The organism is Massilia aurea (genome assembly GCF_014200505.1).
Taxonomy (GTDB): domain Bacteria; phylum Pseudomonadota; class Gammaproteobacteria; order Burkholderiales; family Burkholderiaceae_D; genus Telluria; species Telluria aurea_B.
In genome coordinates this window covers 650,609-675,372 of the sequence record NZ_JACHBX010000002.1, presented here as the reverse complement: position 1 = coordinate 675,372, position 24,764 = coordinate 650,609, and the positions used below count along the sequence as shown (strand labels likewise).

At 64.9% G+C, this 24,764-nt stretch carries 24 protein-coding genes; 11 read left to right on the top strand and 13 right to left on the bottom strand.

Annotated features, from left to right (window positions below):
• Positions 1-50: 50 nt before the first annotated feature.
• The gene (rarD, locus tag HD842_RS12330) at positions 51-932 is read right to left on the bottom strand and encodes an EamA family transporter RarD (protein WP_183554793.1); all 882 of its coding nucleotides are present in this window, start codon (positions 930-932) and stop codon (positions 51-53) included.
• A 167-nt stretch (positions 933-1,099) separates the two neighbouring features.
• Between rarD and HD842_RS12325 the strand changes: the two genes are divergently transcribed.
• The 3 genes from HD842_RS12325 to HD842_RS12315 all read left to right on the top strand — a co-directional run bounded on the left by HD842_RS12325 (position 1,100) and on the right by HD842_RS12315 (position 3,931).
• Positions 1,100-2,977, top strand: coding sequence for a potassium transporter Kup (locus tag HD842_RS12325; RefSeq protein ID WP_183554791.1), 1,878 nt, complete (start codon positions 1,100-1,102; stop codon positions 2,975-2,977).
• A 137-nt stretch (positions 2,978-3,114) separates the two neighbouring features.
• Positions 3,115-3,546: an FKBP-type peptidyl-prolyl cis-trans isomerase gene (locus HD842_RS12320; protein WP_221290476.1), complete on the top strand. Its 432-nt coding sequence runs from the start codon at positions 3,115-3,117 to the stop codon at positions 3,544-3,546.
• 181 nt (positions 3,547-3,727) lie between these two features.
• A complete protein-coding gene (locus HD842_RS12315; RefSeq protein WP_183554789.1) occupies positions 3,728-3,931 on the top strand; it encodes a hypothetical protein in 204 nt (67 codons plus the stop codon).
• Positions 3,932-3,946: 15 nt separating this feature from the next.
• Here HD842_RS12315 and HD842_RS12310 read toward each other — a convergent pair whose 3' ends face one another.
• The 9 genes from HD842_RS12310 to HD842_RS12270 form a co-directional block, all read right to left on the bottom strand.
• The gene (locus HD842_RS12310) at positions 3,947-4,414 is read right to left on the bottom strand and encodes a GNAT family N-acetyltransferase (RefSeq protein WP_183554787.1); all 468 of its coding nucleotides are present in this window, start codon (positions 4,412-4,414) and stop codon (positions 3,947-3,949) included.
• 40 nt (positions 4,415-4,454) lie between these two features.
• Positions 4,455-5,501 (bottom strand): histone deacetylase family protein, encoded by a 1,047-nt coding sequence (locus tag HD842_RS12305; protein WP_183554785.1) that lies wholly within the window; start codon positions 5,499-5,501, stop codon positions 4,455-4,457.
• A gap of 43 nt (positions 5,502-5,544) precedes the next feature.
• Positions 5,545-7,140 carry a glutamate--cysteine ligase gene (gshA, locus tag HD842_RS12300; RefSeq protein ID WP_183554783.1) on the bottom strand — a complete coding sequence of 532 codons (1,596 nt, stop codon included), beginning with the start codon at positions 7,138-7,140 and terminating at the stop codon, positions 5,545-5,547.
• 78 nt (positions 7,141-7,218) lie between these two features.
• Positions 7,219-9,264 carry a DUF885 domain-containing protein gene (locus HD842_RS12295; protein ID WP_229424735.1) on the bottom strand — a complete coding sequence of 682 codons (2,046 nt, stop codon included), beginning with the start codon at positions 9,262-9,264 and terminating at the stop codon, positions 7,219-7,221.
• A 31-nt stretch (positions 9,265-9,295) separates the two neighbouring features.
• The gene (gene prmC / locus HD842_RS12290; protein ID WP_183554781.1) at positions 9,296-10,117 is read right to left on the bottom strand and encodes a peptide chain release factor N(5)-glutamine methyltransferase; all 822 of its coding nucleotides are present in this window, start codon (positions 10,115-10,117) and stop codon (positions 9,296-9,298) included.
• Positions 10,114-10,599: a disulfide bond formation protein B gene (locus tag HD842_RS12285; RefSeq protein ID WP_183554779.1), complete on the bottom strand. Its 486-nt coding sequence runs from the start codon at positions 10,597-10,599 to the stop codon at positions 10,114-10,116. The genes prmC and HD842_RS12285 overlap by 4 nt, the downstream gene beginning before the upstream one ends.
• A 269-nt stretch (positions 10,600-10,868) precedes the next feature.
• Positions 10,869-11,945: a peptide chain release factor 1 gene (gene prfA, locus HD842_RS12280; protein WP_183554777.1), complete on the bottom strand. Its 1,077-nt coding sequence runs from the start codon at positions 11,943-11,945 to the stop codon at positions 10,869-10,871.
• Between the two features lie 109 nt (positions 11,946-12,054).
• Positions 12,055-13,329, bottom strand: a complete 1,275-nt coding sequence (hemA, locus tag HD842_RS12275) for a glutamyl-tRNA reductase (RefSeq protein WP_183554775.1) — start codon at positions 13,327-13,329, stop codon at positions 12,055-12,057.
• Between the two features lie 70 nt (positions 13,330-13,399).
• Complete coding sequence (locus tag HD842_RS12270; RefSeq protein WP_183554773.1) at positions 13,400-14,089, bottom strand: response regulator transcription factor; 690 nt, start codon at positions 14,087-14,089, stop codon at positions 13,400-13,402.
• A 208-nt stretch (positions 14,090-14,297) separates the two neighbouring features.
• Between HD842_RS12270 and HD842_RS12265 the strand changes: the two genes are divergently transcribed.
• A complete protein-coding gene (locus HD842_RS12265) occupies positions 14,298-14,882 on the top strand; it encodes a hypothetical protein (protein ID WP_183554771.1) in 585 nt (194 codons plus the stop codon).
• Positions 14,883-15,159: 277 nt separating this feature from the next.
• Here HD842_RS12265 and minE read toward each other — a convergent pair whose 3' ends face one another.
• The 3 genes from minE to minC are packed head-to-tail and all read right to left on the bottom strand — an operon-like array spanning position 15,160 to position 17,078.
• The gene (minE, locus tag HD842_RS12260; RefSeq protein ID WP_183554769.1) at positions 15,160-15,411 is read right to left on the bottom strand and encodes a cell division topological specificity factor MinE; all 252 of its coding nucleotides are present in this window, start codon (positions 15,409-15,411) and stop codon (positions 15,160-15,162) included.
• A 1-nt stretch (position 15,412) separates the two neighbouring features.
• On the bottom strand, positions 15,413-16,228 hold the full coding sequence (gene minD / locus HD842_RS12255) for a septum site-determining protein MinD (RefSeq protein WP_183554767.1): 816 nt from the start codon (positions 16,226-16,228) through the stop codon (positions 15,413-15,415).
• 37 nt (positions 16,229-16,265) lie between these two features.
• Entirely contained in the window at positions 16,266-17,078 is an 813-nt protein-coding gene (gene minC / locus HD842_RS12250; protein ID WP_183554765.1) for a septum site-determining protein MinC, read from the bottom strand.
• 363 nt (positions 17,079-17,441) lie between these two features.
• Here minC and HD842_RS12245 point away from each other — a divergent pair, with 363 nt between their 5' ends.
• The 7 genes from HD842_RS12245 (at position 17,442) to HD842_RS12215 (ending at position 24,630) form a co-directional block, all read left to right on the top strand.
• Positions 17,442-18,620, top strand: coding sequence for an acetyl-CoA C-acetyltransferase (locus HD842_RS12245; RefSeq protein ID WP_183554764.1), 1,179 nt, complete (start codon positions 17,442-17,444; stop codon positions 18,618-18,620).
• A gap of 102 nt (positions 18,621-18,722) precedes the next feature.
• Positions 18,723-19,463: an acetoacetyl-CoA reductase gene (gene phbB / locus HD842_RS12240; protein ID WP_183554761.1), complete on the top strand. Its 741-nt coding sequence runs from the start codon at positions 18,723-18,725 to the stop codon at positions 19,461-19,463.
• Between the two features lie 58 nt (positions 19,464-19,521).
• Positions 19,522-20,484, top strand: coding sequence for a DUF429 domain-containing protein (locus tag HD842_RS12235; RefSeq protein ID WP_221290475.1), 963 nt, complete (start codon positions 19,522-19,524; stop codon positions 20,482-20,484).
• 76 nt (positions 20,485-20,560) lie between these two features.
• Entirely contained in the window at positions 20,561-21,517 is a 957-nt protein-coding gene (gene pip, locus HD842_RS12230; RefSeq protein ID WP_183554760.1) for a prolyl aminopeptidase, read from the top strand.
• A gap of 53 nt (positions 21,518-21,570) precedes the next feature.
• The gene (locus HD842_RS12225; protein ID WP_183554758.1) at positions 21,571-22,032 is read left to right on the top strand and encodes a DUF2721 domain-containing protein; all 462 of its coding nucleotides are present in this window, start codon (positions 21,571-21,573) and stop codon (positions 22,030-22,032) included.
• Between the two features lie 25 nt (positions 22,033-22,057).
• Entirely contained in the window at positions 22,058-22,513 is a 456-nt protein-coding gene (locus tag HD842_RS12220; RefSeq protein WP_183554756.1) for a hypothetical protein, read from the top strand.
• Positions 22,514-22,569: 56 nt separating this feature from the next.
• Complete coding sequence (locus HD842_RS12215; RefSeq protein ID WP_183554754.1) at positions 22,570-24,630, top strand: NADPH-dependent 2,4-dienoyl-CoA reductase; 2,061 nt, start codon at positions 22,570-22,572, stop codon at positions 24,628-24,630.
• Positions 24,631-24,764 lie beyond the last annotated feature (134 nt).

Genomic DNA, 24,764 nt, shown 5'->3' with positions numbered 1-24,764 from the left:
CACAGAATTTCTTGGCAAATCTGCCCCGCATGCGCCCCAGATACGCCCCTTCAAGCCTTGGCGGCAGCGGGCTGCCGGCGCAGCAATCCTTCCCCGGCGAACAGCGCCAGCGCGCTCCAGATCAGCACGAAGCCGACAAGGCGATCGGCGGAGAACGCTTCTTTGAACAACCACACGCCGAGCAGAAATTGCAGCGTCGGCGACAGGTATTGCAACAGGCCCAGGATCGACAGCGGGATCTTGCGCGCACCGGTGGCAAACAGCAGCAGCGGGATCGCCGTGAGCGGGCCGGCCATGATCAACAGCCAGCGCGTGGTGTCCGACGCCGTATTGATGAACACGTTCTGGCCGTGCACCGTCAGCCAGATCACGTAGCCGGCCGCCAGTGGAAACAGCACGATCGTCTCGAACGACAATCCCTCGAGCGGACCCAGCGCAGCCGTCTTGCGCAGCAAGCCGTAGCCGCCGAACGACAGCGCCAGGAACAGCGCGATCCATGGCACCGTGCCGGCCTGCCAGGTCAGCCAGGCCACGCCCAGCGCGGCCACGCCGATGGCAGCCCACTGCAGCGGGCGCATGCGTTCCTTCAGGATCAGGTAACCCAGCACGATATTGACCAGGGGATTGATGAAATAGCCGAGGCTCGCCTCGATCACATGGTGGTTCATCACCGACCAGATATACACGAGCCAATTGGCGCTGAGCAGCAGGGCAGACAGCACGAAACTGAAGAACACGCGCGGCTGGCGTACGACCTGCAGCCACTTCCAGTCGCGCCGCAGCAACAGCAAGACCAGCAGGAAAGCGAGTGACCACAGCATGCGGTGCGCCAGGATCTGCAACGGCGGCACCTCGCCCAGGGCATGGAAATAAATGGGGAACAGACCCCAGCAGAAGAAGGCCAGGGCCGCGTAAATAATGCCGGAACGCATGGGGAGGGGAGGCGAGGTTGCAGGGCCGACATTATCACTGAATACCTGGCACGCTGCTGGCGCGCCAGCGGTTTTACACAGGTGTATGATGCACAACCGAATCTTCTTGCAATTCCAACCACTTCATTTTTTGGTGCGCCGCACCAATACTACAGCGATGGTGACTCTTGACCTCAGATAACAAGAAAAGCAGCCTGGCGGCCCTTACCCTGGCAGCGGTCGGGATCGTCTATGGCGACATTGGCACGAGCCCCCTGTACACGCTGCGCGCGGTGTTCGACGAAGACCACGGCTTGCCGCTCAACACGCCGAATATCCTCGGCATCATCTCGCTGATTTTCTGGGCCCTGACGCTGATTGTCTCGCTCAAGTACGTGATCCTGGTGCTGCGCGCGCACAATCGCGGCGAGGGCGGCATCATGGCCCTGATGGCACTGGCCACCAGTTCGATACCGCGTACCTCCAAATGGAGCTTCCCCCTGCTGGCCATCGGCGTCATCGGCGCCACGATGTTCTATGGCGACAGCGTGATCACGCCGGCGATCTCGGTGCTGGGCGCCATCGAAGGGATCGAGGTTGCCGCGCCCGGCATGTCGCAATACGTCGTGCCGCTGGCGGTCGTGGTGCTGGTGGCGCTGTACAGCGTGCAGCGCCATGGCACGGCCGGCATCGGCCGCTTCTTCGGTCCTGTGATGGCGGTCTGGTTCCTGGTGCTGGCCGCGATGGGCATCGTCAATATCATCGAAGCACCGGTGATCCTGAATGCGCTCAATCCGTGGCATGCACTGAGCTTCATGCTGGAAAATAAAATGCTGGCATTCATCGCGCTGGGCGCGGTGGTGCTGGCCATCACCGGCGCCGAGGCACTGTATGCCGACATGGGTCACTTCGGCGCCAAGCCGATCCGCTGGGCCTGGTTCCTGATCGCGTATCCGGCGCTGACCCTGAACTACCTGGGCCAGGGCGGCCTGTTGATCATGCAGCCGGCCGCGGTGGAAAACCCGTTCTATTACCAGCTCGGCGCGTGGAGCGTGATTCCGCTGGTGATCCTGTCGACGATGGCCGCCGTGATCGCTTCGCAGGCAACGATCTCGGGCACCTATTCGATGACCAAGCAAGCCATTGCGCTGGGTCTGTTGCCGCGTATGCGCATCATGCACACGTCGGAAAGCGAGATCGGTCAGATCTATATTCCGGCCGTCAACTGGCTGCAACTGGTGGTCGTGCTGATCGCCGTGATCGGCTTCGGCTCATCCGACGAACTGGCCGGCGCCTACGGCATTGCCGTCACCGCCACCATGATGGCCACGACGATCCTGACGTTCTTCGTCACGCGCTACCGCTGGCACTTGCCGCTGTGGATGTGCTTGATGGCGACCGGCTTCTTCCTGACGATCGATATCATGTTGTTCGCCGCCACCACGACCAAACTGTTCCACGGCGGCTGGTTCCCGCTGCTGATGGGCGCCGTGCTGCTGACCCTGATGCTGACGTGGAAACGGGGCCGCGAGCTGGTGTTCGCGAACCTGCAGAAGCACGCGATCCCGCTGGAAGCGTTCATGGAATCGCTGTTCGTGGCGCCGCCGACGCGCGTGCCCGGCACGGCCATCTTCCTGCGCGGCGAGAGCGATGGCGTGCCGCACGCGATGCTGCACAACCTGTCGCACAACAAGGTGCTGCACGAGCGCGTCGTGTTCCTGACGGTGCACATGCGCGAAGAGCCGTGGGTGCCGGCGGACGAACAGATCGTCATCAATGACCTGGGCCACAACTGCTACCAGCTCAACATCCATTACGGCTTCAAGGACGAGGCCGATATTCCGGACATCCTGCAGCGCAGCGCCGCACTGGGCCTGGAATTCGAAATGATGGAAACGTCGTTCTTCATCGCGCGCCAGACCGTGATCTCGGCCCCGGGCGGCGGCATGGCGCCATGGCGCGAGCACCTGTACGTGGCAATGTCGCGCAACGCCCGCAGCGCGGCCGACTACTATCAGATCCGGACCAACCGCGTGATCGAGCTGGGCACGCAAATCGAAATTTGATGCGCGAAAATTTGCTTAACTACAATTTTCAGACAAAGTCGGGACAGTTTCATGTGGCTGATTCGATAAGGTACGAGGTTTCGTAATACCCGGTTCTTCGTACCTATTTCGTGTAATTTTTCAGTCAAGGATGTCCCATGATGAAGCTCCCCCTGATCGCCGCCTTTGCCGCCATGCTCGCCCTGAGCGCCTGCGGCGGTGGCAACGATGATTCGCCCGCCCAGCCGGCCGTGAGCAGCCCTGCTGCCCTGACCAAGACCGACAACGTCGTTGGCACCGGCGCCGAAGCCGTGGCCGGCAAGCGCGCCACCGTTGCCTATACGCTGTGGTTGTACAGCGCGACCGCGAGCGACTTCAAGGGCACGCGCCAGGAAGCCAGCGAATTTGCGTTCACCGTGGGCAGCCGCGATACGATTACCGGCTTCGACCAGGGCGTAACGGGCATGAAGGTCGGCGGCAAGCGCACGCTCCTGATCCCGGCGGCACTGGCCTATGGCGCAGCCGGCCGCGGACCGATCCCGTCGAATGCGGGCCTGGTGTTTGAAGTGACGCTGAACAAGGTCGAGTAAGCCACACATGTTGAACGCGTGGACGGCAAACCCGTCCACCCTACCTGGTTTGTTGGCTGGCCGTGCCCTGGTCGTCGTCTGTGTGGCATCCACACCAGCGGCGGCGCGCACGGCTGATCGGGCGCACGGGGCGGCGTTTGCCCATCGGCGATGCTCGGGACTTTGCCGCCACGAGCCCGCCATGCCGCCTTTCCTGCCAATCCTCGGCGCGTTACCATTCCTTGTTCTGCCCTCATCTGGCGCCGCCATGCCCGCACCGGCCCTTGTGGCGTCTGCCTGCGTGGTTGCCACCACCAAGCCCATTGGACACCACGAACCGCCGGCCTGGCTGCTGCTGGCCGGCGCGGTCATCCTGCTTGGCGCCGGCCGGGTGGCGGCATCCTGACACGTATAAAAGCGCCTAGCGCAGCATGTCGATGTGCATGATCCCGTCTTCGTCGTACGGCGCCGACACCGTCTGGAAGCCGAAGCTTGCGTAGAAGCGCTCCAGGTATTGCTGGGCGCCGATGCGGATGCGGTGGCCCGGGTGCAGCGCTTCGGCATGGGCGATGCCCTGGTCGAGCAGCGCGCGGCCGGCGCCGCTGCCACGCGCGGCCGGCGTGGTGACGACGCGGCCAAGCGACATCTCGTCGTACTTCGCGCCCGGCGCCAGCACGCGCAGGTAGGCGGCCAGCTGGCGCTTGCCGTCCACGTCGCGCCAGCCGAGCAGGTGGTGCGCCTCGAGGTCGTAACCGTCGATGTCCGGGTACAGGCATGTCTGCTCCAGGATGAAGACGTTCTGGCGCGCGGCCAGCACGTCATACAGGTCGAACGGTGTCAGGTCGGCGAAGCGGGAGAAGTGCCAGTCGATGGTGCTGGGGGAGGTCATGGGCAGATACGGGTGAATGAAAAAATGGGACAGGCGTGTGCTATTCAGCGGCGGTCTCGAAGCCTTCGAGCACGTTGACGGTATGGATGCCCAGCTCCGGGCTGACGGCGCCGCCTTCGAAAATGAACACGGTCGGTAAACCCAGATGCGCGATGCGCTCGCCGATGCGCAGGAAGTCGCCGCCCTGCAGATTGAAGCGCGGGTCGTTGCCATGGGCGAAGGTGTCGACGCCCAGCGAGACCACGAGCGCCTGCGGGCGCGTCATCGCGATTTTCACGCACGCCGTTTCGAGCGCTGCGAACCAGGTGGAACTGCTGCTGCCCGGTGCGAGCGGCAGGTTCATCGTGTAGCCGACACCTGCGCCGCTGCCGGTTTCGTCGGCGTGGCCCAGGTAGAACGGGTACGCGACGCGCGGATCGGCGTGGATCGAGATGAACAGCACGTCGCTGCGGCCATAAAAAATGCTCTGGGTGCCGTTGCCGTGGTGGTAATCAAGGTCGAGGATCGCGACGCGGTCGCGCCCGTCGTCCAGCAGATGCTGGGCCGCCAGCGCCGCGTTATTCAGAAAGCACGAACCGCCAAAGAAATCGCTGCCGGCGTGGTGACCGGGCGGGCGCGTCAGCGCAAAGGTACCGCGCTCGCCGCGCTGCAATGCATGGGCGGCATTGACGGCGCAGTCGGCGCCGGTTTTGGCTGCGATCCAGGTGCCGCCGGTGAGCGGCGTGCCGCAATCCATCGAGTACAGGCCCAAGCGGGCGCAGAAGTTCTCGGGTTCGATGTCGCTGCGCAGCGTGCGCACCGGCCACACGGCCGGCAAGGCATCCTTGCCAGCGTTGGCCGGATCGAGCGCGAGCCACTCGCTCCAGGCCGTGCGCAAAAAGTGCAGGTAGCGCGGGCTGTGCACGCGCTCGAGCGTCATCAGGGGCACGCCGTGCGGCGTGACGATGGCGCCCAGGCCGCGCCGCTCGCATTCCGCGAGCACCAGGCTCACGCGCTCCGGTTTTTCGGAACACGGCGCCAGCTCGCCGCGCCCGATTGCGGCGCGGCCATCATGCTGGGCGTGGTGTTCGTTATAAAACGTGAGCAAGTGGTCCTCGTGCGTCGGAGCAGGTGAGGCAGGCGCTGCAGCCTCAGTTATTGCCGCACAGTGTACTGCTGTTGTACGCCGCGACGAAGGCGTCGAAGTTGCCGGTATCGGTTTGCTCGATGATCATCTGGTCGGCGATCGAGACGGCAGCCATTTCATCGAACAGCATTTCTTCAGCGGGCATCAACGGGCTCTCGCGGAACGACGCCGCGTGCAGCGTGCTTTGCTGCACGCCGAATGCCGTGGCCGAGCCGAGCGCGCGGATTTCTTCGAGCACGCGTGCCGATGGCGTCTGCGCAGGATCTTCGATCTTGGCTTTCTGACGGCTCAGTGAGGCAGTGTGCACGTCGCCCTCGTTGTGCCCGTCGTCCAGCAATGCCGCCACGGGCCGGATGCGCTCGATCAACTCGAGCGCCCAGGTCGCCAGCGGCACTTCCAGGCCGTCGCGCGTGAGCGTCAGGCCGGGCCGGCGGCCTTCCTTGACCGTGCGCGCGAAATTGCGGGCGTGCATGGCGCTGTCATGGTCGCTGATCAGGGGGCTTTCCTCGAGGGCGCAGAACAGCAGGAACGCGTCCAGGAAGCGGCCCGTCTCGAGCGAGATGCCGACCGGCTCGTACGGATCGACGTCCATGCAGCGCACCTCGATGTACTGCACGCCGCGGTTGCACAGGGCCTGCACCGGACGCTCGCCGGTGCGGATCACGCGCTTCGGGCGAATCGTCGAGTAGTACTCGTTCTCGATCTGCAGCACGTTGGTCGACAGCTGGATCCACTCGCCATCTTTCTTGGTGCCCAGTTCCTGATACGGCGGATATGGGCGATTGACCGCATCCATCAGGCTGGTGACGTAGCTTTCCAGGCTGTTTTCGTGCGGACGCAGGCCCGACTGCGCATCGTTCTGGTAACCGAGGTCGCTCATGCGCAGGCTGGTCGCGTACGGCAGGTACAGCGTGTCATCGGACAGCGTCTCGAGCGCGTGCGGACGGCCGCGCAGGAAGCTCGTGGTCAAGGCCGGCGTGGCGCCGAACAGGTACATCAGCAGCCACGAATAGCGGCGGAAGTTGCGCACCATCGCGATATAGCTCTCGGACTGGAAATCGCGCAGCGCATGACGGCGTTCTTCGACGATGCCTTCGTCTTGGGCAAACAACTGCCACAGCTTTTCCGGCAGCGAGTAGTTGTAGTGAATGCCTGCGATGCACTGCATCGCCTTGCCATAGCGCAGCGCCAGGCCGCGCCGGTACACGTGCTTCAGTTGGCCGATATTCGAGGTGCCGTAGTAGGCAATCTCGATCTCTTCTTCGGGCGGCAGTTCGCCCGGCATCGACACGCCCCACAGCATGTCGTCGCCCAGCTTGGTGTACGCATGGCGGTGGATCGCATCGAGGCGGTGCAGCGCCAGCGAGATATCGTGCTCGACCGGGGTGATGAATTCCATCAGTGCTTCGGCGTAGTCGGTGGTGATGCTGGGGTGCGTCAGTGCCGAACCGAGGGCAGGCGGATGCGGGGTGCGCGCGAGCTGGCCGGCAGCATCCACGCGCAGCGTTTCGCGCTCGATGCCGCGCAGGCCCTGGCCCAGCAAGGCGCGGTGTTCGTCGTCGCCCAGCAGGGCCAGACGGCGGTTGAATTGGTTCGACACGGTGTTTCCTTTCTTATACTGCCTGTTTCGGCTGGTGCAGAGATTAACCGAAAATCGGACTCCACGTTCGGGCGCTCATCATTCGCGCCAGGGCGGCGCCCGGTACGACGGCGCGGCGGGCGGTGGTGCGGGTCTGGCAGGCGGTATGAAATCAGGCGCCGGGCCGGGTTCGAGCCCGGGCGCGACTTCGCCGTCGAACGTGAAGTCGAATTCGAACACCGGTTCAAGCACCGGGACAACGGATTCGAATTCGGCATTGAACGCGTCGTCCGGCGCGGTTTCCAACGTGGGCGCCGAGACTGGCGTGTCCGGGGCCGCGATCCAGCGCTCGACCTGGCGTTCCAGTTCGCTCAGGGGCAGCGCGCCGTTGCCCAGCACCGCATCATGGAAACGCCGCGCGTCGAACCTGGCGCCCAGCGCCGCGCGCGCCTTGTTGCGCAGCGCCAGGATGCGCAGCTGGCCGATCTTGTAGCTCAGTGCCTGCGCCGGACGGGCAATATAGCGATCGACCTCGGCCTCGTTGTCCGCCGGCGGATTGGCCGTGTTCGCGGTCAGGTAATCGATCGCCTGCTGGCGCGACCAGCCCAGCGTGTGGATGCCGGTATCGACCACCAGGCGCGCAGCGCGGAACATCTCTTCGTTCAGGTGCCCGAACAGCGAGAACGGGTCCTTGAACAGGCCCAGCTCCGGGCCCAGGCCTTCAGCGTAGGTGGCCCAGCCTTCGCCGAACGCGTCGTACCAGCCGTAACGGCGAAACGCCGGCAGCGCCAGTTCCTGCGCGCGCGCCACCTGCAGATGGTGGCCAGGCACCGCTTCGTGCAGTGCGATGGTGTCGACCTGCCACATCGGCCGCGCATCGAGTCGCACGTTGTCGACCACCAGTGCTGCGCTGCGCTGTGCGCTGCCGGCCTCGTAATAGGCAGCCGGCTGGCCGCTGCTGTTTGCGCCCATCGGTTTGACGACGATGCCGGCCGCGGGCACGCTGCTGACCACACGGCCCAGGCGTGCCTGGGTCAGCGCCAGCGTGCGCCGGTAGCGGTCGAGCAGGGCGTTCGGATCGGTGAAGTACAGGCGCCGGTCGCCCCGCGCGAACACGATGAATTCCGCAAAGCCGCCGCGAAAACCGGTGCGCGGGATCACGGCCTCGATCGCGGCGCGCAGGCGCGCGACTTCCTGCCGGCCCAGCGCATGCACCTGGGCCGGCGTGAGCGCCGTACTGGTGCTGGTGCGTACCAGCTGGGCGTACCAATCGGCGCCACCCGCTTGCTGGCTCGCGCCGATCGTCGCGCGCGCGCCCGGCAGATAATCCTCGCGCAGGAATGTTTCGAGCGTGCGCAGGCTGGGCGCCACTGTATTGGCCAGCGCGGCCGCGCCAGCGGCGCGCAACGCGTCGCGGCTCTCGGGGGCGATCGATGCGGGGATGCGCTTGAACGGCGCGCCCAGCGGGCCATCCTGCAAGCCTTCGCGCAGTGCGCGCAAGGCGTCCGGCACCGGCGCCAGCGCCGCCTTTGGCGTGGTCCAGCCGGCCTGGCGACCGGCGCGCAGCTGCTCGATCAGGCCATCGACGTGGGCCGGCAGCGCTTGCAGGCGCGCCAGATACGTTTGGTAGTCGGCGTCACTCGTGAACGGCATCTGCGCCACAAGGCGCGGCAGTTGCACGTGCAGGCCGTCGTAGGCGGTGAGCGGTTGCGGATCGAACGGCATCAAGGCAGCGCTGGCCAGCGCGCGCTGCTTGTCGGCGCTGAACAGGTCGAGCGACAGCCCGTCCTGGCCCGACAGTGCGCTGCGATCGATCGCGCGCGCCGCGGCCAGCATGGCGCGCTCGTGCTCGATCGCCTGCGCGCGCGCAGCCAGCGAGGTGTCGGTGAGATAAGCGTTGTAGCGGTGCTCGCCCAGGGCCGTGGCGCGTTCGGGCGCGCGGCGCAGTTGCCACTGCCAGTCGCGCTCGAACAACTGGGCCGCCTGCGTTGCCGGTGTCTCGGTCGGGGTGACTGCCTGCATGGCGACGGGAACAGCGAAGGGAGGAACAGCAGGCGCGGCCGCGGCGGCGCAGACCGGCGGCACCAGCAAAGCAAGTGAGGCAAACAGGATGCGCATGCGCTCTCCGTTGACGGGACTGGTCATTTTAACAAGTCCATCCACGGGCGGGCGCGCCTTACGCGTCGCGCCGGCCACCACTGACGCGCTCGATGCCGGCCAGGTCGCGCCAGCTTTGCACGTCGCTGTAGCCGCGCGCCGTCAGCAGTGCGCGCACGGCGCCGGCCTGATCGTAGCCGTGTTCGAGCAGCAGCCAGCCGCCGGTGGCCAGATGCGCGCCGGCGCCATCGACGATCGTGCGCAGGTCGGACAGGCCATCAGCGTGGTCGGTCAGCGCATCCACCGGTTCGAAGCGCAGATCGCCTTCGCTCAGGTGCGCGTCGCCGGCCACGATGTACGGGGGATTCGAGGCGATCAGGTCGAAACGGTCGTCGCCCAACCCGGCAAACCAGTCGCTGCGCACGAAGTGCACGCGCGCGCCGTTGGCGGCGGCGTTCGTGCGTGCAATGGCCAGGGCGTCGTCGCTGACGTCAAGGGCGGTGACGGCCAGGTCGGGCCGGGTGTGGGCGGCCGCGACGGCAATGGCGCCGCTGCCGGTGCCCATGTCGAGCAGGCGCTGCTGCGGCGCCAGGCGCTCGAGGGCGAGTTCGACCAGCAATTCGGTGTCGGGCCGCGGAATCAGCACGGCCGGCGTGACTTTGAACGGCAACCCGAAGAATTCGCGTTCACCGACAATGTAGGCGATTGGTTCGCCAGCCAGGCGGCGCTCGACGAGGCCATTGAGCCGCACTGCTTCTTCAAGGGTCAGCTCGCGCTCGGATTGCGTGATCAGCGCCACGCGCGGCAGGCGCAATGCATGGCACAGCAGGATGCGGTTTTCCAGCGCATCGAGCGGCAGCGCCAGGCGCGCCTGGGCCAGGGTGACGCCGGCCTGAATCATGCGTTGGCGCGGCGCAGCTGGCGCATCAGCACCCAGCCCAGCAGCACGGTGAGGATCACGAACCAGACGGCCGACCATTGCGGGATCGCCAGCCCCAGCACCTTGTCGGTCGCGCCTTCGCACAGACCGTCGGCGCGGAACAGCCACGGCAGGTATTCGGCCGTCGGAATCTTGTTGAGCATGGTTTCCATCGGATCGATGCCGCACGAGAAACCGGGGTTGGCGATCACATACAGGTGCTTGCCGACCGTGATCAGGCCACCGACGGCAGCCACCAGCGCGACCACGACGCTCCCGCTGATCTTGCCGCTAAAAGCGCCGACGAGGGCGGCCAGGCCGATGCCCAGGAAGAAATATCGCTGGATCACGCACAGCGGGCAAGGCCGCATTTCCAGGCTGTGTTGCAAATAGAGGGCAAAGCCGACCAGCGCAAAACTGATGAAGGAGATGATGAACAGGGCCTGGCGGTTGGTAGGTTGCATGATGGATGGTTTTCTCGGCGTGGGAGCACGGTTGCCGCCATTATTCTGTCAGCCGATGAACGTCGTTCCCGCGCAGGCGGGAACCCAAGTATGCGTGCCTGGCCACTGCGTTTGTTCCCAGTGGCGGCTCAACCGACTTGGGTTCCCGCCTTCGCGGGAACGACGTGCCGGGGCTGACATTGAAATGGCGTGGGCACGGTAGCGGCCATTTTCTCACAAACCTTATGGCCGGCCTCCAGCCATTTTCAATCAGGCAACTTAGCCCGTCCTTAGTCCCCCAGCGCCGCCAGTTGCTCGGCTTGGTGCTCCGACGCCAGTGCATTGGTCAGGTCGCTCAGGTCGCCATCCATGATGAAGTCGAGCTTGTACAGCGTCAGGTTGATGCGGTGGTCGGTCAGCCGGCCCTGCGGGAAGTTATAGGTGCGGATGCGTTCGCTGCGGTCGCCCGAACCGATCAGGCTCTTGCGCGTGGCCGCTTCCTTCGATTGCTGCTCGCGCAGCTGGGCGTCCTTCAGGCGCGCGGCCAGCACCTTCATGGCCTGCGCCTTGTTCTTGTGCTGGCTGCGGTCGTCCTGGCATTCGACCACCAAACCGGTCGGCAGGTGGGTGATGCGCACGGCCGAATCGGTCTTGTTGATGTGCTGTCCGCCGGCGCCCGAGGCGCGGTAGGTGTCGATGCGCAGGTCGGCCGGGTTGATGTCGATGTCTTCGACTTCATCGGCCTCGGGCATCACCGCCACCGTGCAGGCCGACGTGTGGATGCGGCCCTGCGTCTCGGTGGCCGGCACGCGCTGCACGCGGTGGCCGCCCGACTCGAACTTCAGCTTGGAGTAGGCGCCGTTGCCGACGATGCGCACGATCACCTCGCGGTAGCCGCCCAGGTCCGAGGTCGATTCGGACACCATCTCGACCTGCCAACGATTGCGCTCTGCAAAGCGCGTGTACATGCGCAGCAGGTCGCCCGCGAACAGCGCCGATTCGTCACCACCCGTGCCGGCGCGGATCTCGAGGAAGATATTGCGCTCGTCGTTGGCATCCTTCGGCAGCAGCATCTTTTGCAGTTCCTGCTCCAGATCGGCCATGCGCACCTTGGCCGCTTCGATTTCTTCCTGCGCGAATTCCTTCATTTCCGGGTCCTGCAGCATTTCCTGCGCTTCGGCGGTATTGGCCAGCGCGCTTTCGTACTGGCGATACACGGCCACCAGTGGCGAGAGCTCGGCGTGCTCGCGCGTCATCTTGCGGTAGTTGTCCATATTGGCGGTGACGCCTTCGGTCATCAACAGTTCGTCCAGCTCGACCAGGCGGTTGGCAAGTTGGTCCAGCTTGGAAAGCATGGAAGGTTTCATGGGCGGTATCAGGGATGTAAGGAATCGGGCAGGCCGCGGATTGCGACCGGGTTGCAGCAGGAGACGCCAGGCACGGCGCGGGCGGGCAGGCCGCCAGAGAACTGGAGCGCTAACGGCGACCGCGGAACAGCTGCGGCAGCAGGCTGGCCAGGCGCGCGCGTTCGTCGCCCTGGGCATGGTGCAGGGCCTGTTGCGGGCCGTGCAGGAACTTGGCGGTCAGGCCCCGGGACAAGGCTTCGAGCACGGCATCGGCATCGTCGCCGCGCGCCAGCATGCGCCGCGCGCGTTCGAGTTCGGCCAGGCGCAGCACCTCGCTCGATTCGTGCAGGTCACGGATCACCGGCACCACGGCGCGGTCGCCCACCCAGTGCATGAACGATTCGACGCGCGTTTCGATGATGGCTTCGGCCTGGCGCACGGCGGCCTGGCGGCTTTCCATGCCGGTCTGCACTACCTGGGCCAGGTCGTCGACCGTGTACAGGAACACGTCGTCCAGACGCGCGACTTCGGGTTCGATATCGCGCGGCACGGCCAGGTCGACCATGAACATCGGGCGATGGCGGCGCGCCTTGACGGCCCGCTCGACCATGCCCAGGCCGATTAGCGGCAGCGTCGAGGCAGTGCACGAGATCACGATGTCAAACTGGTGCAGGCAGTCGGGCAGCTCAGCCAGGCCGATCGCGCGGCCGTTGTAGCGGCTGGCGAGCAGCGCGCCGCGCTCCATGCTGCGGTTGGCGATGGTGACCGATTTCGGGTTCTGCGCCGAGAAGTGCGCCGCGCACAGTTCGATCATTTCGCCGGCGCCGATGAACAGCACGTGCTGGTCGGCGATGCGGTCGAAGATGCGGTGCGCCAGGCGCACGGCGGCGGCGGCCATCGACACGCTGTGCGCGCCGATCTCGGTACTCGAACGCACTTCCTTGGCCACGGCGAAGGTGCGCTGGAACATCTGGTGCAGATACGTGCCCAGGCCGCCGGCTTCGTCGGCGGTGCGCACGGCGTCCTTCATCTGGCCCAGGATCTGCGGCTCGCCCAGCACCATCGAATCGAGCCCCGAGGCGACGCGAAACGCGTGGCGCACGGCGTCGTCCTGCGGCAGCAGGTACAGGTGGGGGCGCAGCTCGGCGTAGTTCAGCGCGTGGTAATGGGCCAGAAACTGCGCCGACGCGTCGAGCGGGTCGGGCAGGCTGGTGGCCGCATACAGTTCGCTGCGGTTGCAGGTCGACAGGATCGCCGCTTCTTCATTGCCCGTAGAACCATTGCGCGCGAACCAGCCGCGCGCCGACTGCACCGCCGTGCCGATCTGATCGGGGGCGAGCGCCAGCTGCTCGCGCAGCGAGACCGGTGCGGTCGTGTGGTTCAAGCCAACGGCGAGGAGTTGCATTCTGGGGAGGGTAGAGGGTGAATGACTGCGGTCATTATACCCTCATGGGGGAACGGCTTCAGAAGCCGGGTCAGGCGCCCAGTTTTTCCAGGCGGTAACCATAGCTGTAGACGGGCACCAGCCGAAAGCCATTCTCAGGGCGCAGATGCAATTTATTGCGCACCCGTGACACGTGCGTGTCCATCGTGCGCGACGGCACGTCATTCTCGCGGACCCAGACCGACTCGTGGATGTAGGCACGCGACAGCGGCCGGCCGATGTTACGGAAGAACAGCAGCGCCAGCGAAAATTCCTTCTGCGTCACGTCGATGACGGAGCCATCCTTGAGCAGGCGGCCCGGGCGCGTTTCGAAGGTGTACGGGCCGAACTGCAGCTGCTCGGCGCTGTTTTGCGACGGGTAGGCGCGGCGCAGCAGGGCCGAGACGCGCGAGACCAGTTCGCCGCGGCGCAGCGGCTTGATCAGGTAATCGTCGGCGCCGGCGTTGACGCCGGCAATGATGTCGTCTTCTGCGTTGTTGCCGACCAAGAACATCGTCGGCGCCTGCGACGCCAGCTTTTCCTTGGCGCGGCGCAGTACTTCAGCGCCATCCATATCTGGAACGTTCCAGTCCATCACGAGCATATCGGCGCTATCCTTGCGCAGTTGCGCGAGCAGATCGCGGGCGCTGTCAAACGATTGGCAGTTGTGGCCGGCAGCACTGAGGACCTGGCAAATCAGGTCGGCTTGCGGGCGGTCTTGCTCCAGAACAGCGATCTTCATGATGGGACAATGTGAAAGTTTGCACTGTAGGAAGACTCCTACAAAGTTAAAAACGAATATATCAGACTTTGACAAAATAGTGCTAAAGGTAAATATCGTTTTTTCGCTTCTTGTTGCAACTGTTGTGTTAAAGGGACCACGTACAGCGTCATGTCATGGGGGTACACTGGATTTCAGATGAAATCTGAATAACGAAAAGGGTGAGATTATGTTGTTTCGACGCAAAGATGTGACTGTTCCTGAAGACCGCGTGCCCGTCAGTGGCCCGGAAGTCGAGGCCACGCGCCTGCGTTGCCTGGCATTGGTCAAGAAGCGCGCCGCGATGTCGGCGGCGGTGGCGGCCGTGCCAATTCCCGGCCTGGATCTTTTGGCCGATATTACCGGTTTTGCGTCCCTGGTCGATGAAGTCAACGCCGAGTTTGGCCTGACGCAGAAGCAGATCGAGCGCCTGAACCCGCGCCTGCGCATCATTGCCTATAAGGCTGCGGCGTCGGTCGGTGGCATGTTGGTCGGCAAGCTGGTCACGCGTGGCGTGGTGCTGCGCCTGTTCCAGCGCGTGGCGGGCCGGATGGCCGTCAAGTCGAGCGCGAAGATGGTGCCGATCGCCGGCCAGATTGCGTCGGCCGCCATCGGCTACACGCTGTTCAAGCGCATGGGTACGCAGCACGTGGAAGCGTGCGTGGCCGTAGCACGCGAGCTCGAAAACGCCGGAATCGACCACAACGTGGCCGAGGATGACGATGCCGTGGGCGCGACGAGTGGCACGGCGAAGGCGCCGCTGCTGGTGATGTGATGCTGGCCGGGCGTTCGAGTTAACGATTTTGTGGCGCATTGGCGTTCGTTGAACGCGTGGACGGGAAACCCGTCCACCCTACTGCTGTGGCGCATTTGGGTTCGTTGAGCGCGTGGAAGGGGAACCCTTCCACCCTACGGCCCTGGAACAATCGTCTGCTCGTAGGGTGGGCGGCTATGCCGCCCACGCGTTCAACGAACCTGTCCTCACCACGAAAGATGAGCGCCCAAAACAAAGCCCGCGCGAAGCGGGCTTTGTCGGTCACGGGTGCGCACGTTCAATTATCCGGCAGCACCACGTTCACATCCAACACTTCCAGGTTGCCCTGGCGGTCGAGCGACACCTTGATGTCGTCCGGATTGACCTTGACGTACTTCGAGATCACCGCGATCAGCTCCTGGTGCAGGGCCGGCAGGAAGTCCGGACCGGCACGGTTGGTGCGTTCGCGCGCGATGATGATCTGCAGGCGTTCCTTGGCAGCTGTCGCGCTCTTCTTTTTTTCGGGGAAGAGAAAGGATAGCAGTGCCATCTCACTTGGCTCCGAAGATACGCTGGAACAACCCTGGCTTTTCGTAGCTGGTAAAGCGCAGCGGGCGTTCTTCGCCCAGGAAGCGCGCGACCACGTCTTCATAGGCTTCGGCCACGTCGGTTCCCTTGAAGTGAATCGCCGGGTTGCCCTGGTTCGATGCGTGCAGCACGGATTCGGATTCAGGGATGATGCCGATCAGCGGGATGCGCAGGATTTCCTGGACGTCCTGGTACGACAGCATTTCGTCGGCGTCGACGCGCTTTGGCGAATAGCGGGTGATGAGCAGGTGTTCCTTGACCGGCTCCGAGCCGCTCTGGGCACGGCGCGATTTGGCCTGCAGGATGCCCAGGATGCGGTCCGAGTCGCGCACCGACGAGACTTCGGGGTTCGTCACGACGATGGCTTCGTCGGCGAAGGTCAGCGCCATCAGCGCGCCGTGCTCGATGCCGGCCGGCGAATCGCAGATGATGAATTCGAATTCCATCTTGACGAGGTCGTTGATCACGCGCTCGACGCCTTCTTCGGACAGGGCGTCCTTGTCGCGCGTCTGCGAGGCCGGCAGGATGAACAGGTTGTCGCAGTGCTTGTCCTTGATCAGCGCCTGGTTCAGGGTCGCTTCGCCATTGACGACGTTGATCAGGTCATACACCACACGGCGCTCGCAACCCATGATCAGGTCGAGGTTGCGCAGGCCGACGTCGAAGTCGATGACGGCGGTCTTGTGGCCACGCATGGCCAGCCCGGAAGCGAAGCTGGCGCTCGAGGTCGTCTTGCCAACACCGCCCTTGCCGGACGTCACAACAATAATTCGTGCCACAAATAAGTCCTTTACAGTATCTGTTCAATTCGAACGGTCAGGCGCGCGACGGCGCCGCGAGCGACTGGATATCGATCCGGTCGCCGACGAGCCGGATCTGCGTCGGCTGACGCGCCAGGTCGGTCGGGAAGCCTTCGTCGAACGTGCGGTAGACGCCGGCGATCGAGACCAGTTCGGGCTGCATCGACAGCGCGAAGATCCGCGCGTCGGCATTGCCCGAGGCGCCGGCCAGCGCGCGGCCATTGAGCGGCGCGTACACATGGATGCTGCCATCGGCGATCAGTTCGGCGCCGTTGTTGACCACGGCGGTCACGATCAGGTCGGTACCGCGTGCATAGATGCGCTGGCCGGCGCGCACCGGGGTGTCGATCACCAGCGGCGCCAGGGCGGGCGCGCCCGGCTGGCTGGCGGCCGGGGTCGGTTCTGGTGCAGGCGCAGGTGCGGCTGGCGCCGGGGCTGGCTCGGGTGCAGGCGCGGCTGCCGCGTGCACGACGAGCGGGGGCGGCGTGGCGTGGCCGCCGGCGTGCACGCCGCCCGAGCCATCGTCCAGCGCCAGGCCCTGGGCCCGGATCGCGTCGATCATCAACGGGCTGGCGCCGCGTACGGCCACAGCGTTGAGGCGGTATTTCTTGAGCAGCGCCACGATGGCGGCCCAGTCGATCGTCCAGGCGCTCGAGGTGAAGGCGCTCACGTCGATCACCGCAAACTCATCCTCGAAAAAGTCCGACACGCCGCCCGTCATCGAGGCCAGTGCGGAATCGATCGCCTCGAGGTCTGCCGAGTGCAGGATCGTCGAAATGGCGACGACCGTGGAAATCTTGATCTCGATGGGAAGCGTGGTCTTGGGCATAAAACAGAGTGGTTGGCATTGCGCTTGTGCATTCTACTGTGAAAATTGTAGAAAAGGACAGAAGCGCACGCATCATTCCTAATGGCAATTGAACATGCATCGAGTTGGAAATTAAGTTCTGTTCTACATCAAACCCTGGCGCTTGCGACCTTGTTTTCGATGAATAAACTGCTAAGATTGCCAGTGCTTAAAGATCAGCATGGGTTCCTCAACCCCCGATCACCGCTGCTATTTTTTATGGCAGTCGGGTGGTCGGGGCTTCACCATTCCCATGCGCATGGGCACCGCACCCGACAAAGCTGCGCCCCGTCCCAGGGAAGTCCTGAATAATGCCGGCCCCAGGCCGGTTGAACGGAGAATGAAATGGAAGACGTCGTCATCGTGGCCGCTGGCCGCACCGCAGTTGGTAAATTCGGCGGCACGCTCGCCAAGATCCCCGCCGCCGAACTCGGCGCACAAGTCATCAAGCACCTGCTGGACAAGACCGGCATCGATCCTGCCGCTGTCAGCGAAGTCATCATGGGGCAGGTGCTCACCGCCGGTGTCGGCCAGAATCCGGCGCGCCAGGCTCTCATCAAGGCTGGCCTGCCCGAGATGGTCCCCGGCTACACGATCAACAAGGTCTGCGGCAGCGGCCTCAAGGCCACCCACCTGGCCGCGCAGGCGATCCGCTGCGGCGACGCCGACATCGTCATCGCCGGCGGGCAAGAAAACATGAGCGCCTCGCCGCACGTGCTGTCCGGTTCGCGCGACGGCTTCCGCATGGGCGACGCCAAGCTGGTCGACACCATGATCAATGATGGCCTGTGGGATTCGTTCAACGGGTATCACATGGGCGTGACGGCGGAAAACGTCGCCCGCAAGTACGAAATTTCGCGCGCCGAGCAGGATGAATTCGCGCTGCAGTCGCAGCTCAAGGCCGAGGCAGCCCAGAAAGAAGGCCGCTTCAAGGACGAAATCATCCCGATCGAGATCGTCTCCAAAAAAGGCACCACTGTCTTCGACACCGACGAGTATCCAAAACAGGGCAGCACGATCGAAGCGCTGGCCAGCCTGCGGCCCGCCTTCAATAAAGAAGGCAGCGTCACCGCCGGCAATGCGTCGGGCCTGAACGACGGCGCCGCCGCCGTGATCATGATGAGCGCATCCAAAGCACGCGAGCTGGGCCTGACCCCGCTGGCGCGCATCAAGGCCTACTCGTCGTCCGGGCTCGATCCGGCGATCATGGGCATGGGCCCGGTGTCGGCCTCCAAGCTGTGCCTCAAAAAGGCCGGCTGGACCCATGAAGACCTCGACCTCATGGAAATCAACGAAGCCTTCGCCGCCCAGGCCGTTGCCGTGAACAAGGAAATGGGCTGGGACACATCCAAGATCAACGTCAACGGCGGCGCCATTGCGCTGGGCCACCCGATCGGCGCCTCTGGTGCGCGCGTCCTGGTTACGTTGCTGCACGAAATGATTCGCCGTGACGCCAAGAAGGGTCTGGCCAGCCTCTGCATCGGCGGCGGCATGGGCGTGGCGCTGGCGATCGAGCGCGACTGACGCTTTCAGTATCCAACACGGTGATGTGCGATGGCGGCCAGGACGGGCGCCGGCGCCGTCACCGGTTTCGAGTAGCAACCAACAATAAAACTGGAGAAGACAATGGCTAGAGTAGCGTTAGTAACCGGCGGCATGGGCGGCCTGGGCGAAGCGGTGTGCATCAAGCTGGCCGCGCTGGGGTACCAGGTCGTCACCACTTTTTCGCCGGGTAATACGAAGGTCGAAGGCTGGCTCGGCGCCATGCGCGATCAGGGCTTCGATTTCAAGGCCTATGCCTGCGACGTGGCCGATTACGATTCGGCCCAGGAATGCGTGCGCCAGGTGATCGCCGACGTCGGCCCGGTCGATGTGCTGGTCAATAACGCCGGCATCACGCGCGACATGACGTTCAAGAAAATGGACAAGGTCAACTGGGACGCCGTGATCAGGACCAACCTCGACTCCGTCTTCAATATGACCAAGCCGGTCTGCGACGGCATGGTCGAACGGGGCTGGGGCCGGATCATCAATATCTCGTCGGTCAACGGCCAGAAGGGTGCGTTCGGCCAGACCAACTACTCGGCAGCCAAGGCCGGCATGCACGGCTTCACCAAGGCGCTGGCGCTCGAAGTCGCGCGCAAGGGCGTGACCGTCAACACCATTTCGCCAGGCTATATCGGCACCAAGATGGTGATGGACATCCCGAGCGAAGTGCTGGAAACCAAGATCATCCCGCAAATCCCGATGGGCCGCCTGGGCAAGCCCGAAGAAGTCGCCGGCCTGGTCGCGTACCTGTCGTCGGATGAAGCGGCGTTCGTCACGGGCGCGAATATCGCGATCAATGGCGGCCAGCACATGTCTTGATCACGCTTGATAGCTTTATAAAGCCGTGGCGACACGGCTTTTTTCTTTTGGGGACCATGTGACAAGCTCCTTACCGCGCGTGATTGCGCACTGCGACTGGAGCATCCACCCCGGCAAGCGCTGGATGGCGGTGGCGCTGCAAGATGGCACTGGCACTGGCACTGACGTCGGCGCCGGCTGGCAGATCGGCCTGCCCGAGCCGGTCGGCGTGACCGCCACGTTCCTGGATCGGCTGGCGGCGCGTTCAAAGGCGTCCGGCCCGGTGCTCGTGGGCGTCGACTTTCCCATTGGCGTGCCGGCGGCGTATGGCGCGGCGACGGGGCTGGCGAATTTTGCCGAGCTGCTGGCCACTGTCGGCAGCGGTGCCTGGGACCGCTGGTTCGAGGTCTGCGATGACCGCGCCGATATCGGCATCCACCGGCCGTTCTATCCGGTCCGGCCCGGTGGTCGCCGGCGCGAGCATTTGCTGACGGGCCTGGGCCAAGCCGATGCCGCCGACCTGCTGCGCGCCTGCGAACGCAAGACCGACCAGCGTCCCGCCGCGTGCAGCCTGTTCTGGACACTGGGCGGCAACCAGGTCGGCAAGGCGGCGCTGGCCGGCTGGCGCGAAGTGCTGCAACCGCAGGGCGCGCGCATCGCGCTGTGGCCGTTCGACGGCGCGCTGCACGACCTGCTCGGTGGCGAGCGCACGATCGTGGCCGAGACCTACCCGGGCGACACCTATCACCGGCTCGGCATTGGCCGCCGGCCCGTGTGGAGCAAGCGCAGCCAGGCCGGGCGCGCATCCGTTGCGCCCCCATTGCTCGACTGGCTGGCGCAGCGGGGGCATGCGCAGGCCGCCGGCCTTGAGGCCGCCATCCGCGACGGCTTTGGCGCGCACGCCAGCGGCGAAGACCAGTTCGACGCGCTGATCGGCCTGTGCGGCATGCTCGACGTGGTCGACGGCCACCGCGCCGAAGGCCCGCCGCTTGACGCGCAGGTGGGGCGCTGGGAAGGCTGGGTGCTCGGCCAGGCGGCGTGACCGTGCCGTCTCCTTCTGCATCGCATGCCCGTACGTTACAATCGATTTTCCCATTCACTGACCGTCAAAGCTCCCAATGCCAGCTACGCCGCCGTCGCTGTTCCCGCCGCTCCAGCCGCTTCGCAGCGGGATGCTGGCGGTCGACGAACTGCACACGATCTACTGGGAAGAAGTCGGTAACCCGGATGGCATTCCCGTGCTGTTTCTGCACGGCGGCCCCGGTGCCGGGCTGTCGCCGCAGCACCGCCGCTTTTTCGATCCCGCGGCCTACCGCGTGATCCTGTTCGACCAGCGCGGCGCCGGCAAATCCACGCCACTGGGCGAGTGGCGCAACAACACGACGCAACTCCTGATCGACGACATCGAGCGCCTGCGCGCGCTGTTCGGCATCAAGGCGTGGCTCGTGTTCGGCGGCTCGTGGGGCTCGACGCTGGCGCTGGCCTATGGACAGGCGCATCCCGAGCGCTGCCTGGGCTTCGTGCTGCGCGGGATCTTCCTGTGCACGCGCGCCGAAGTCGACTGGTTCATCAACGACATGCGCTGGTTCTATCCGGAGCTGTACGACGAATTCGTCGCGCCGATCCCTTTGGCAGAACGCGATGATTTGCTGGGCGCCTACGCGCGCCGCCTGCTGTGCCACGACCCCGATGTGTTCTGGCCGGCCGCGCGCGCATGGAGCCGCTTCGAAGGCCGCCGCGTCTTTCTGCTGCCGCAGCCCGAAGAAGCCGCGAGCGATACGCTCGACCTGGGCGTGGGCCGCCTCGAGGCGCACTACATGGTCAACGGCGCGTTTCTGGACGAAGACCAGCTGGTGCGCGACGTCGGGCGCATCGCGCATCTGCCGGCCGTGATCGTGCAGGGCCGCTATGACGTGATCTGCCCGCCGCTGTCGGCCTGGCGCCTGCACCGGGCCTGGCCGCGTTCGACCTTGCAGATGATTCCCGACGCCGGCCACGGCGCACTCGAAACAGGCATCGCACGCGCACTGGTCACGGCCACCGAACAGTTCAAGCGCCACCGGCGCTTCGAATGAGCGGCGGCTGTTAAACTACGCCAGACACACTACATCAAGACCAACGCGTTCTCATGAATATCCAGATCAGCGATATCGGCCACGTCATCCAGCTGGCCATCGCACCCGTTTTTTTACTCACCGGCGTGGCCACCAAGCTGACCGTGCTGACCAACCGGCTGGCCCGCATCATCGACCGCACGCGTGTGCTCGAAGACCGGCTCAAGGTCAGCCCCAACACCGAATTTTCCAGCGAGCTCGAACTGCTGTACCAGCGTTCGCACCTGATCAACTTCGCGATTGCTTCCAGCACCGCCTGCGGCCTGCTGGTGTGCGTCGTCATCGCGATGCTGTTCGCGGGCGACACCACCGGCATCCCGCTCGACCAGTACATCGCCGCGAGCTTCGTGCTGGCGATGCTGGCCCTGATCAGCAGCTTCGTGTATTTTTTGCGCGAGATTTTCATCTCGTCGCGTTTCATGCGCATGCAGCACCAGCAAATCATGATGCAGCAACCGCCGGCACCGCTGCCGTAAGGCGGGTGCGGCCAGAAAGAATCCCATGCACGACTACCAACGCCCCCCGACCCTGCACCGCTACGCACTGCGCACCGAACTTGAAAATTCGCTGCGCCTTGGCCAGTTCCGCCTTGAGCCCAGCGGCGGCTTTCTGAACCTGTCGTTTTCCACCGCCTGGGACAAGGCCCTGTTCGACATCATCACGCCGAGCGACGCGTGCCTGGTGATCCACAATAGCGAAGAATTCGGCGAGCGCCTGCACCGTGCCGTGCAGCGCATGCTGCCCAACTGGGCCGGCATCGACGGCGCCATCGAATACGGCAGCCGTTCGCCGCTGGGCGCCGCGTTCACCAAGAGCGCGGGCCAGGCGCGCGAGAAAGAATGGCAGTTCGCATGGCGCTCGATGTCCCCGGGCGCGAGCCTGAATCCGATCGTCGTCAAGATCGGCAGCATCGAGAGCTTCGCCGAACTGCGCGACCGCGACAGCCACCTCGCGTAACACCCGCCAGCCGTGTTTAGACGCACGGCTCGACAAAATCGCGGTGTAATGCCGCGATGACTATCTCTTCTGCCTACGCGCACCTGCTTGCGCCGCTCGACCTGGGTTTCACCACGTTGAAGAACCGCGTGATCATGGGCTCGATGCATACGGGGCTCGAAGACCGCTTCTACAATTACGGCAAGCTCGCCGCGTTCTACCGCGAACGCGCGCGCGGCGGCGTCGGCCTGATCGTCACTGGCGGCATTTCGCCCAACCGTCAGGGCTGGCTGCTGCCGTTTGGCGGCACGCTCAATTTTCTTGGCGACGTGCCGAACCACCGGCGCGTCACGCGCGCCGTGCACGAAGAAGGCGGCAAGATCGTGCTGCAGATCCTGCACGCGGGGCGCTACGGCTACCAGCCGTTCGTCGTGTCGGCGTCGAACCTGAAGTCGCCGATCTCGCGCTTCAAGCCCAAGGCCCTTTCTGAATCCGGCATCGAGTCGACGATTGCCGCCTACGTGCGCTGCGCGCGGCTGGCGCAGAAGGCCGGCTACGACGGCGTGGAAATCATGGGCAGTGAAGGCTACCTGCTCAACCAGTTCCTGTGCGCGCGCGCCAACCGCCGTACGGACGGGTGGGGCGGGCCGATCGAGCACCGCATGCGCCTGGCCGTCGAGATCGTGCGCCGCATCCGCGCCGCGGTCGGGCCGGACTTCATCCTGATGTACCGCCATTCGGTGCTCGACCTGGTCGACGGCGGCAACACGTGGGACGAGGTGGTGCTGGTGGCGAAAGCCCTGGAGGCTGCCGGCGTGACGATTTTGAATACTGGCTACGGCTGGCACGAGGCGCGCATTCCGACCATCGTCACGTCGGTGCCGCGCGCCGCGTTCGCGCAGGTGGCGGGCCGTTTGCGGGCGGCGGTGGGCATCCCGGTGGTGGCCTCGAACCGCATCAATATGCCGCACGAGGCCGAGGCCCTGCTGGCGCGCGGCGATGCCGACCTGGTATCGATGGCGCGGCCGTTTTTGGCCGATCCCGAATTCGTGAACAAGGCGGCGGCCGGCCGCGCGGACGAGATCAACACCTGCATCGCCTGCAACCAGGCCTGCCTGGACCACACCTTCTCGAACAAGCGCGCCACGTGCCTCGTCAATCCGCGCGCCTGCTACGAGACCGAACTGGTGATTCGACCGGCCGCGCAGGCGCGCCGGATCGCCGTGGTGGGCGCCGGCCCCGCCGGTTTGTCGGCGGCGACGGTGGCGGCCGAACGGGGACACCGCGTGACGCTGTTCGATGGACTGGACCGCATCGGCGGCCAGTTCAATGTCGCGATGCGCGTGCCGGGCAAGGAAGAATTTGCCGAAACGATCCGTTATTTCGGGCGCCGCCTGGCGTTACTGGGCGTCGACGTGCGCCTGAATACGGTCGTCACGCGCGAGGCCTTGCTGGCCGAAGGCTTTGACGAGGTCGTCGTCGCCACCGGCATCCGCACCCGCAAGCCGGCCATTCCCGGCATCGACCATCCGATGGTGCTCAGTTATCTGGACGTGCTGCGCGATGGCCGCCCGGTCGGCGCGCGCGTGGCAATCATCGGCGCCGGCGGCATCGGGTTCGACATGGGCGAATTCCTCGTGCACGACCCGCAGGTGGCGCTGCCAATGACGCCCGCGCACTGGATGGGCGAATGGGGCGTCGATCCAATGGTGGCCACGGCCGGTGGTTTGACGGCGCCCGTGGCGCCGCATCCGCCGCGCCATGTCTGGCTGTTGCAGCGCAAGAGCACGCGCCCGGGTGCGGGGCTGGGTAAGACGTCAGGCTGGGTGCACCGCGCAACGCTGGTGCGCAACGGCGTGACGATGCTGGCGGGTGTGCAGTACGACCGCATCGATGACGCGGGGCTGCACATCACGGTCGGTGGGCAGGCGCGCATGCTGGCGGTGGATAACGTGGTGGTCTGCGCGGGGCAGGAGAGCCTGGCCGAGCTGATGCCGGCCGAGGCAACTGGCAGCACTAGCAGCAGTAGCAGCAGCAGCGGGCCGGGCTTCCACAAGATCGGCGGCGCCGCGCTGGCGGCCGAGCTCGACGCCAAGCGCGCGATCCGCGAAGGGTTCGAGCTGGCCGCGCGGCTTTGATGGTTCGTGGTGGTGGGCGGCTGACTTGGGTTCCCGCCGACGCGGGAACGACGTGCAACTAGTGGCGGCTAAATCGATACATTTGTCTCTGCACCAGCCTGAAACAACGTCATTCCCGCGCAGGCGGGAACCCA

What these genes read in the sequence shown, in the direction of transcription:
- rarD (WP_183554793.1), bottom strand. Translation starts at nt 932, where the DNA reads ATGCGTTCCGGCATTATTTACGCGGCCCTGGCCTTCTTCTGCTGGGGT.
- HD842_RS12320 (WP_221290476.1), top strand. Translation starts at nt 3,115, where the DNA reads ATGATGAAGCTCCCCCTGATCGCCGCCTTTGCCGCCATGCTCGCCCTG.
- HD842_RS12315 (WP_183554789.1), top strand. Translation starts at nt 3,728, where the DNA reads ATGCCGCCTTTCCTGCCAATCCTCGGCGCGTTACCATTCCTTGTTCTG.
- HD842_RS12310 (WP_183554787.1), bottom strand. Translation starts at nt 4,414, where the DNA reads ATGACCTCCCCCAGCACCATCGACTGGCACTTCTCCCGCTTCGCCGAC.
- HD842_RS12295 (WP_229424735.1), bottom strand. Translation starts at nt 9,264, where the DNA reads ATGACCAGTCCCGTCAACGGAGAGCGCATGCGCATCCTGTTTGCCTCA.
- prmC (WP_183554781.1), bottom strand. Translation starts at nt 10,117, where the DNA reads ATGATTCAGGCCGGCGTCACCCTGGCCCAGGCGCGCCTGGCGCTGCCG.
- HD842_RS12285 (WP_183554779.1), bottom strand. Translation starts at nt 10,599, where the DNA reads ATGCAACCTACCAACCGCCAGGCCCTGTTCATCATCTCCTTCATCAGT.
- prfA (WP_183554777.1), bottom strand. Translation starts at nt 11,945, where the DNA reads ATGAAACCTTCCATGCTTTCCAAGCTGGACCAACTTGCCAACCGCCTG.
- hemA (WP_183554775.1), bottom strand. Translation starts at nt 13,329, where the DNA reads ATGCAACTCCTCGCCGTTGGCTTGAACCACACGACCGCACCGGTCTCG.
- HD842_RS12270 (WP_183554773.1), bottom strand. Translation starts at nt 14,089, where the DNA reads ATGAAGATCGCTGTTCTGGAGCAAGACCGCCCGCAAGCCGACCTGATT.
- HD842_RS12265 (WP_183554771.1), top strand. Translation starts at nt 14,298, where the DNA reads ATGTTGTTTCGACGCAAAGATGTGACTGTTCCTGAAGACCGCGTGCCC.
- minE (WP_183554769.1), bottom strand. Translation starts at nt 15,411, where the DNA reads ATGGCACTGCTATCCTTTCTCTTCCCCGAAAAAAAGAAGAGCGCGACA.
- minC (WP_183554765.1), bottom strand. Translation starts at nt 17,078, where the DNA reads ATGCCCAAGACCACGCTTCCCATCGAGATCAAGATTTCCACGGTCGTC.
- HD842_RS12245 (WP_183554764.1), top strand. Translation starts at nt 17,442, where the DNA reads ATGGAAGACGTCGTCATCGTGGCCGCTGGCCGCACCGCAGTTGGTAAA.
- phbB (WP_183554761.1), top strand. Translation starts at nt 18,723, where the DNA reads ATGGCTAGAGTAGCGTTAGTAACCGGCGGCATGGGCGGCCTGGGCGAA.
- pip (WP_183554760.1), top strand. Translation starts at nt 20,561, where the DNA reads ATGCCAGCTACGCCGCCGTCGCTGTTCCCGCCGCTCCAGCCGCTTCGC.
- HD842_RS12225 (WP_183554758.1), top strand. Translation starts at nt 21,571, where the DNA reads ATGAATATCCAGATCAGCGATATCGGCCACGTCATCCAGCTGGCCATC.
- HD842_RS12220 (WP_183554756.1), top strand. Translation starts at nt 22,058, where the DNA reads ATGCACGACTACCAACGCCCCCCGACCCTGCACCGCTACGCACTGCGC.
- HD842_RS12215 (WP_183554754.1), top strand. Translation starts at nt 22,570, where the DNA reads ATGACTATCTCTTCTGCCTACGCGCACCTGCTTGCGCCGCTCGACCTG.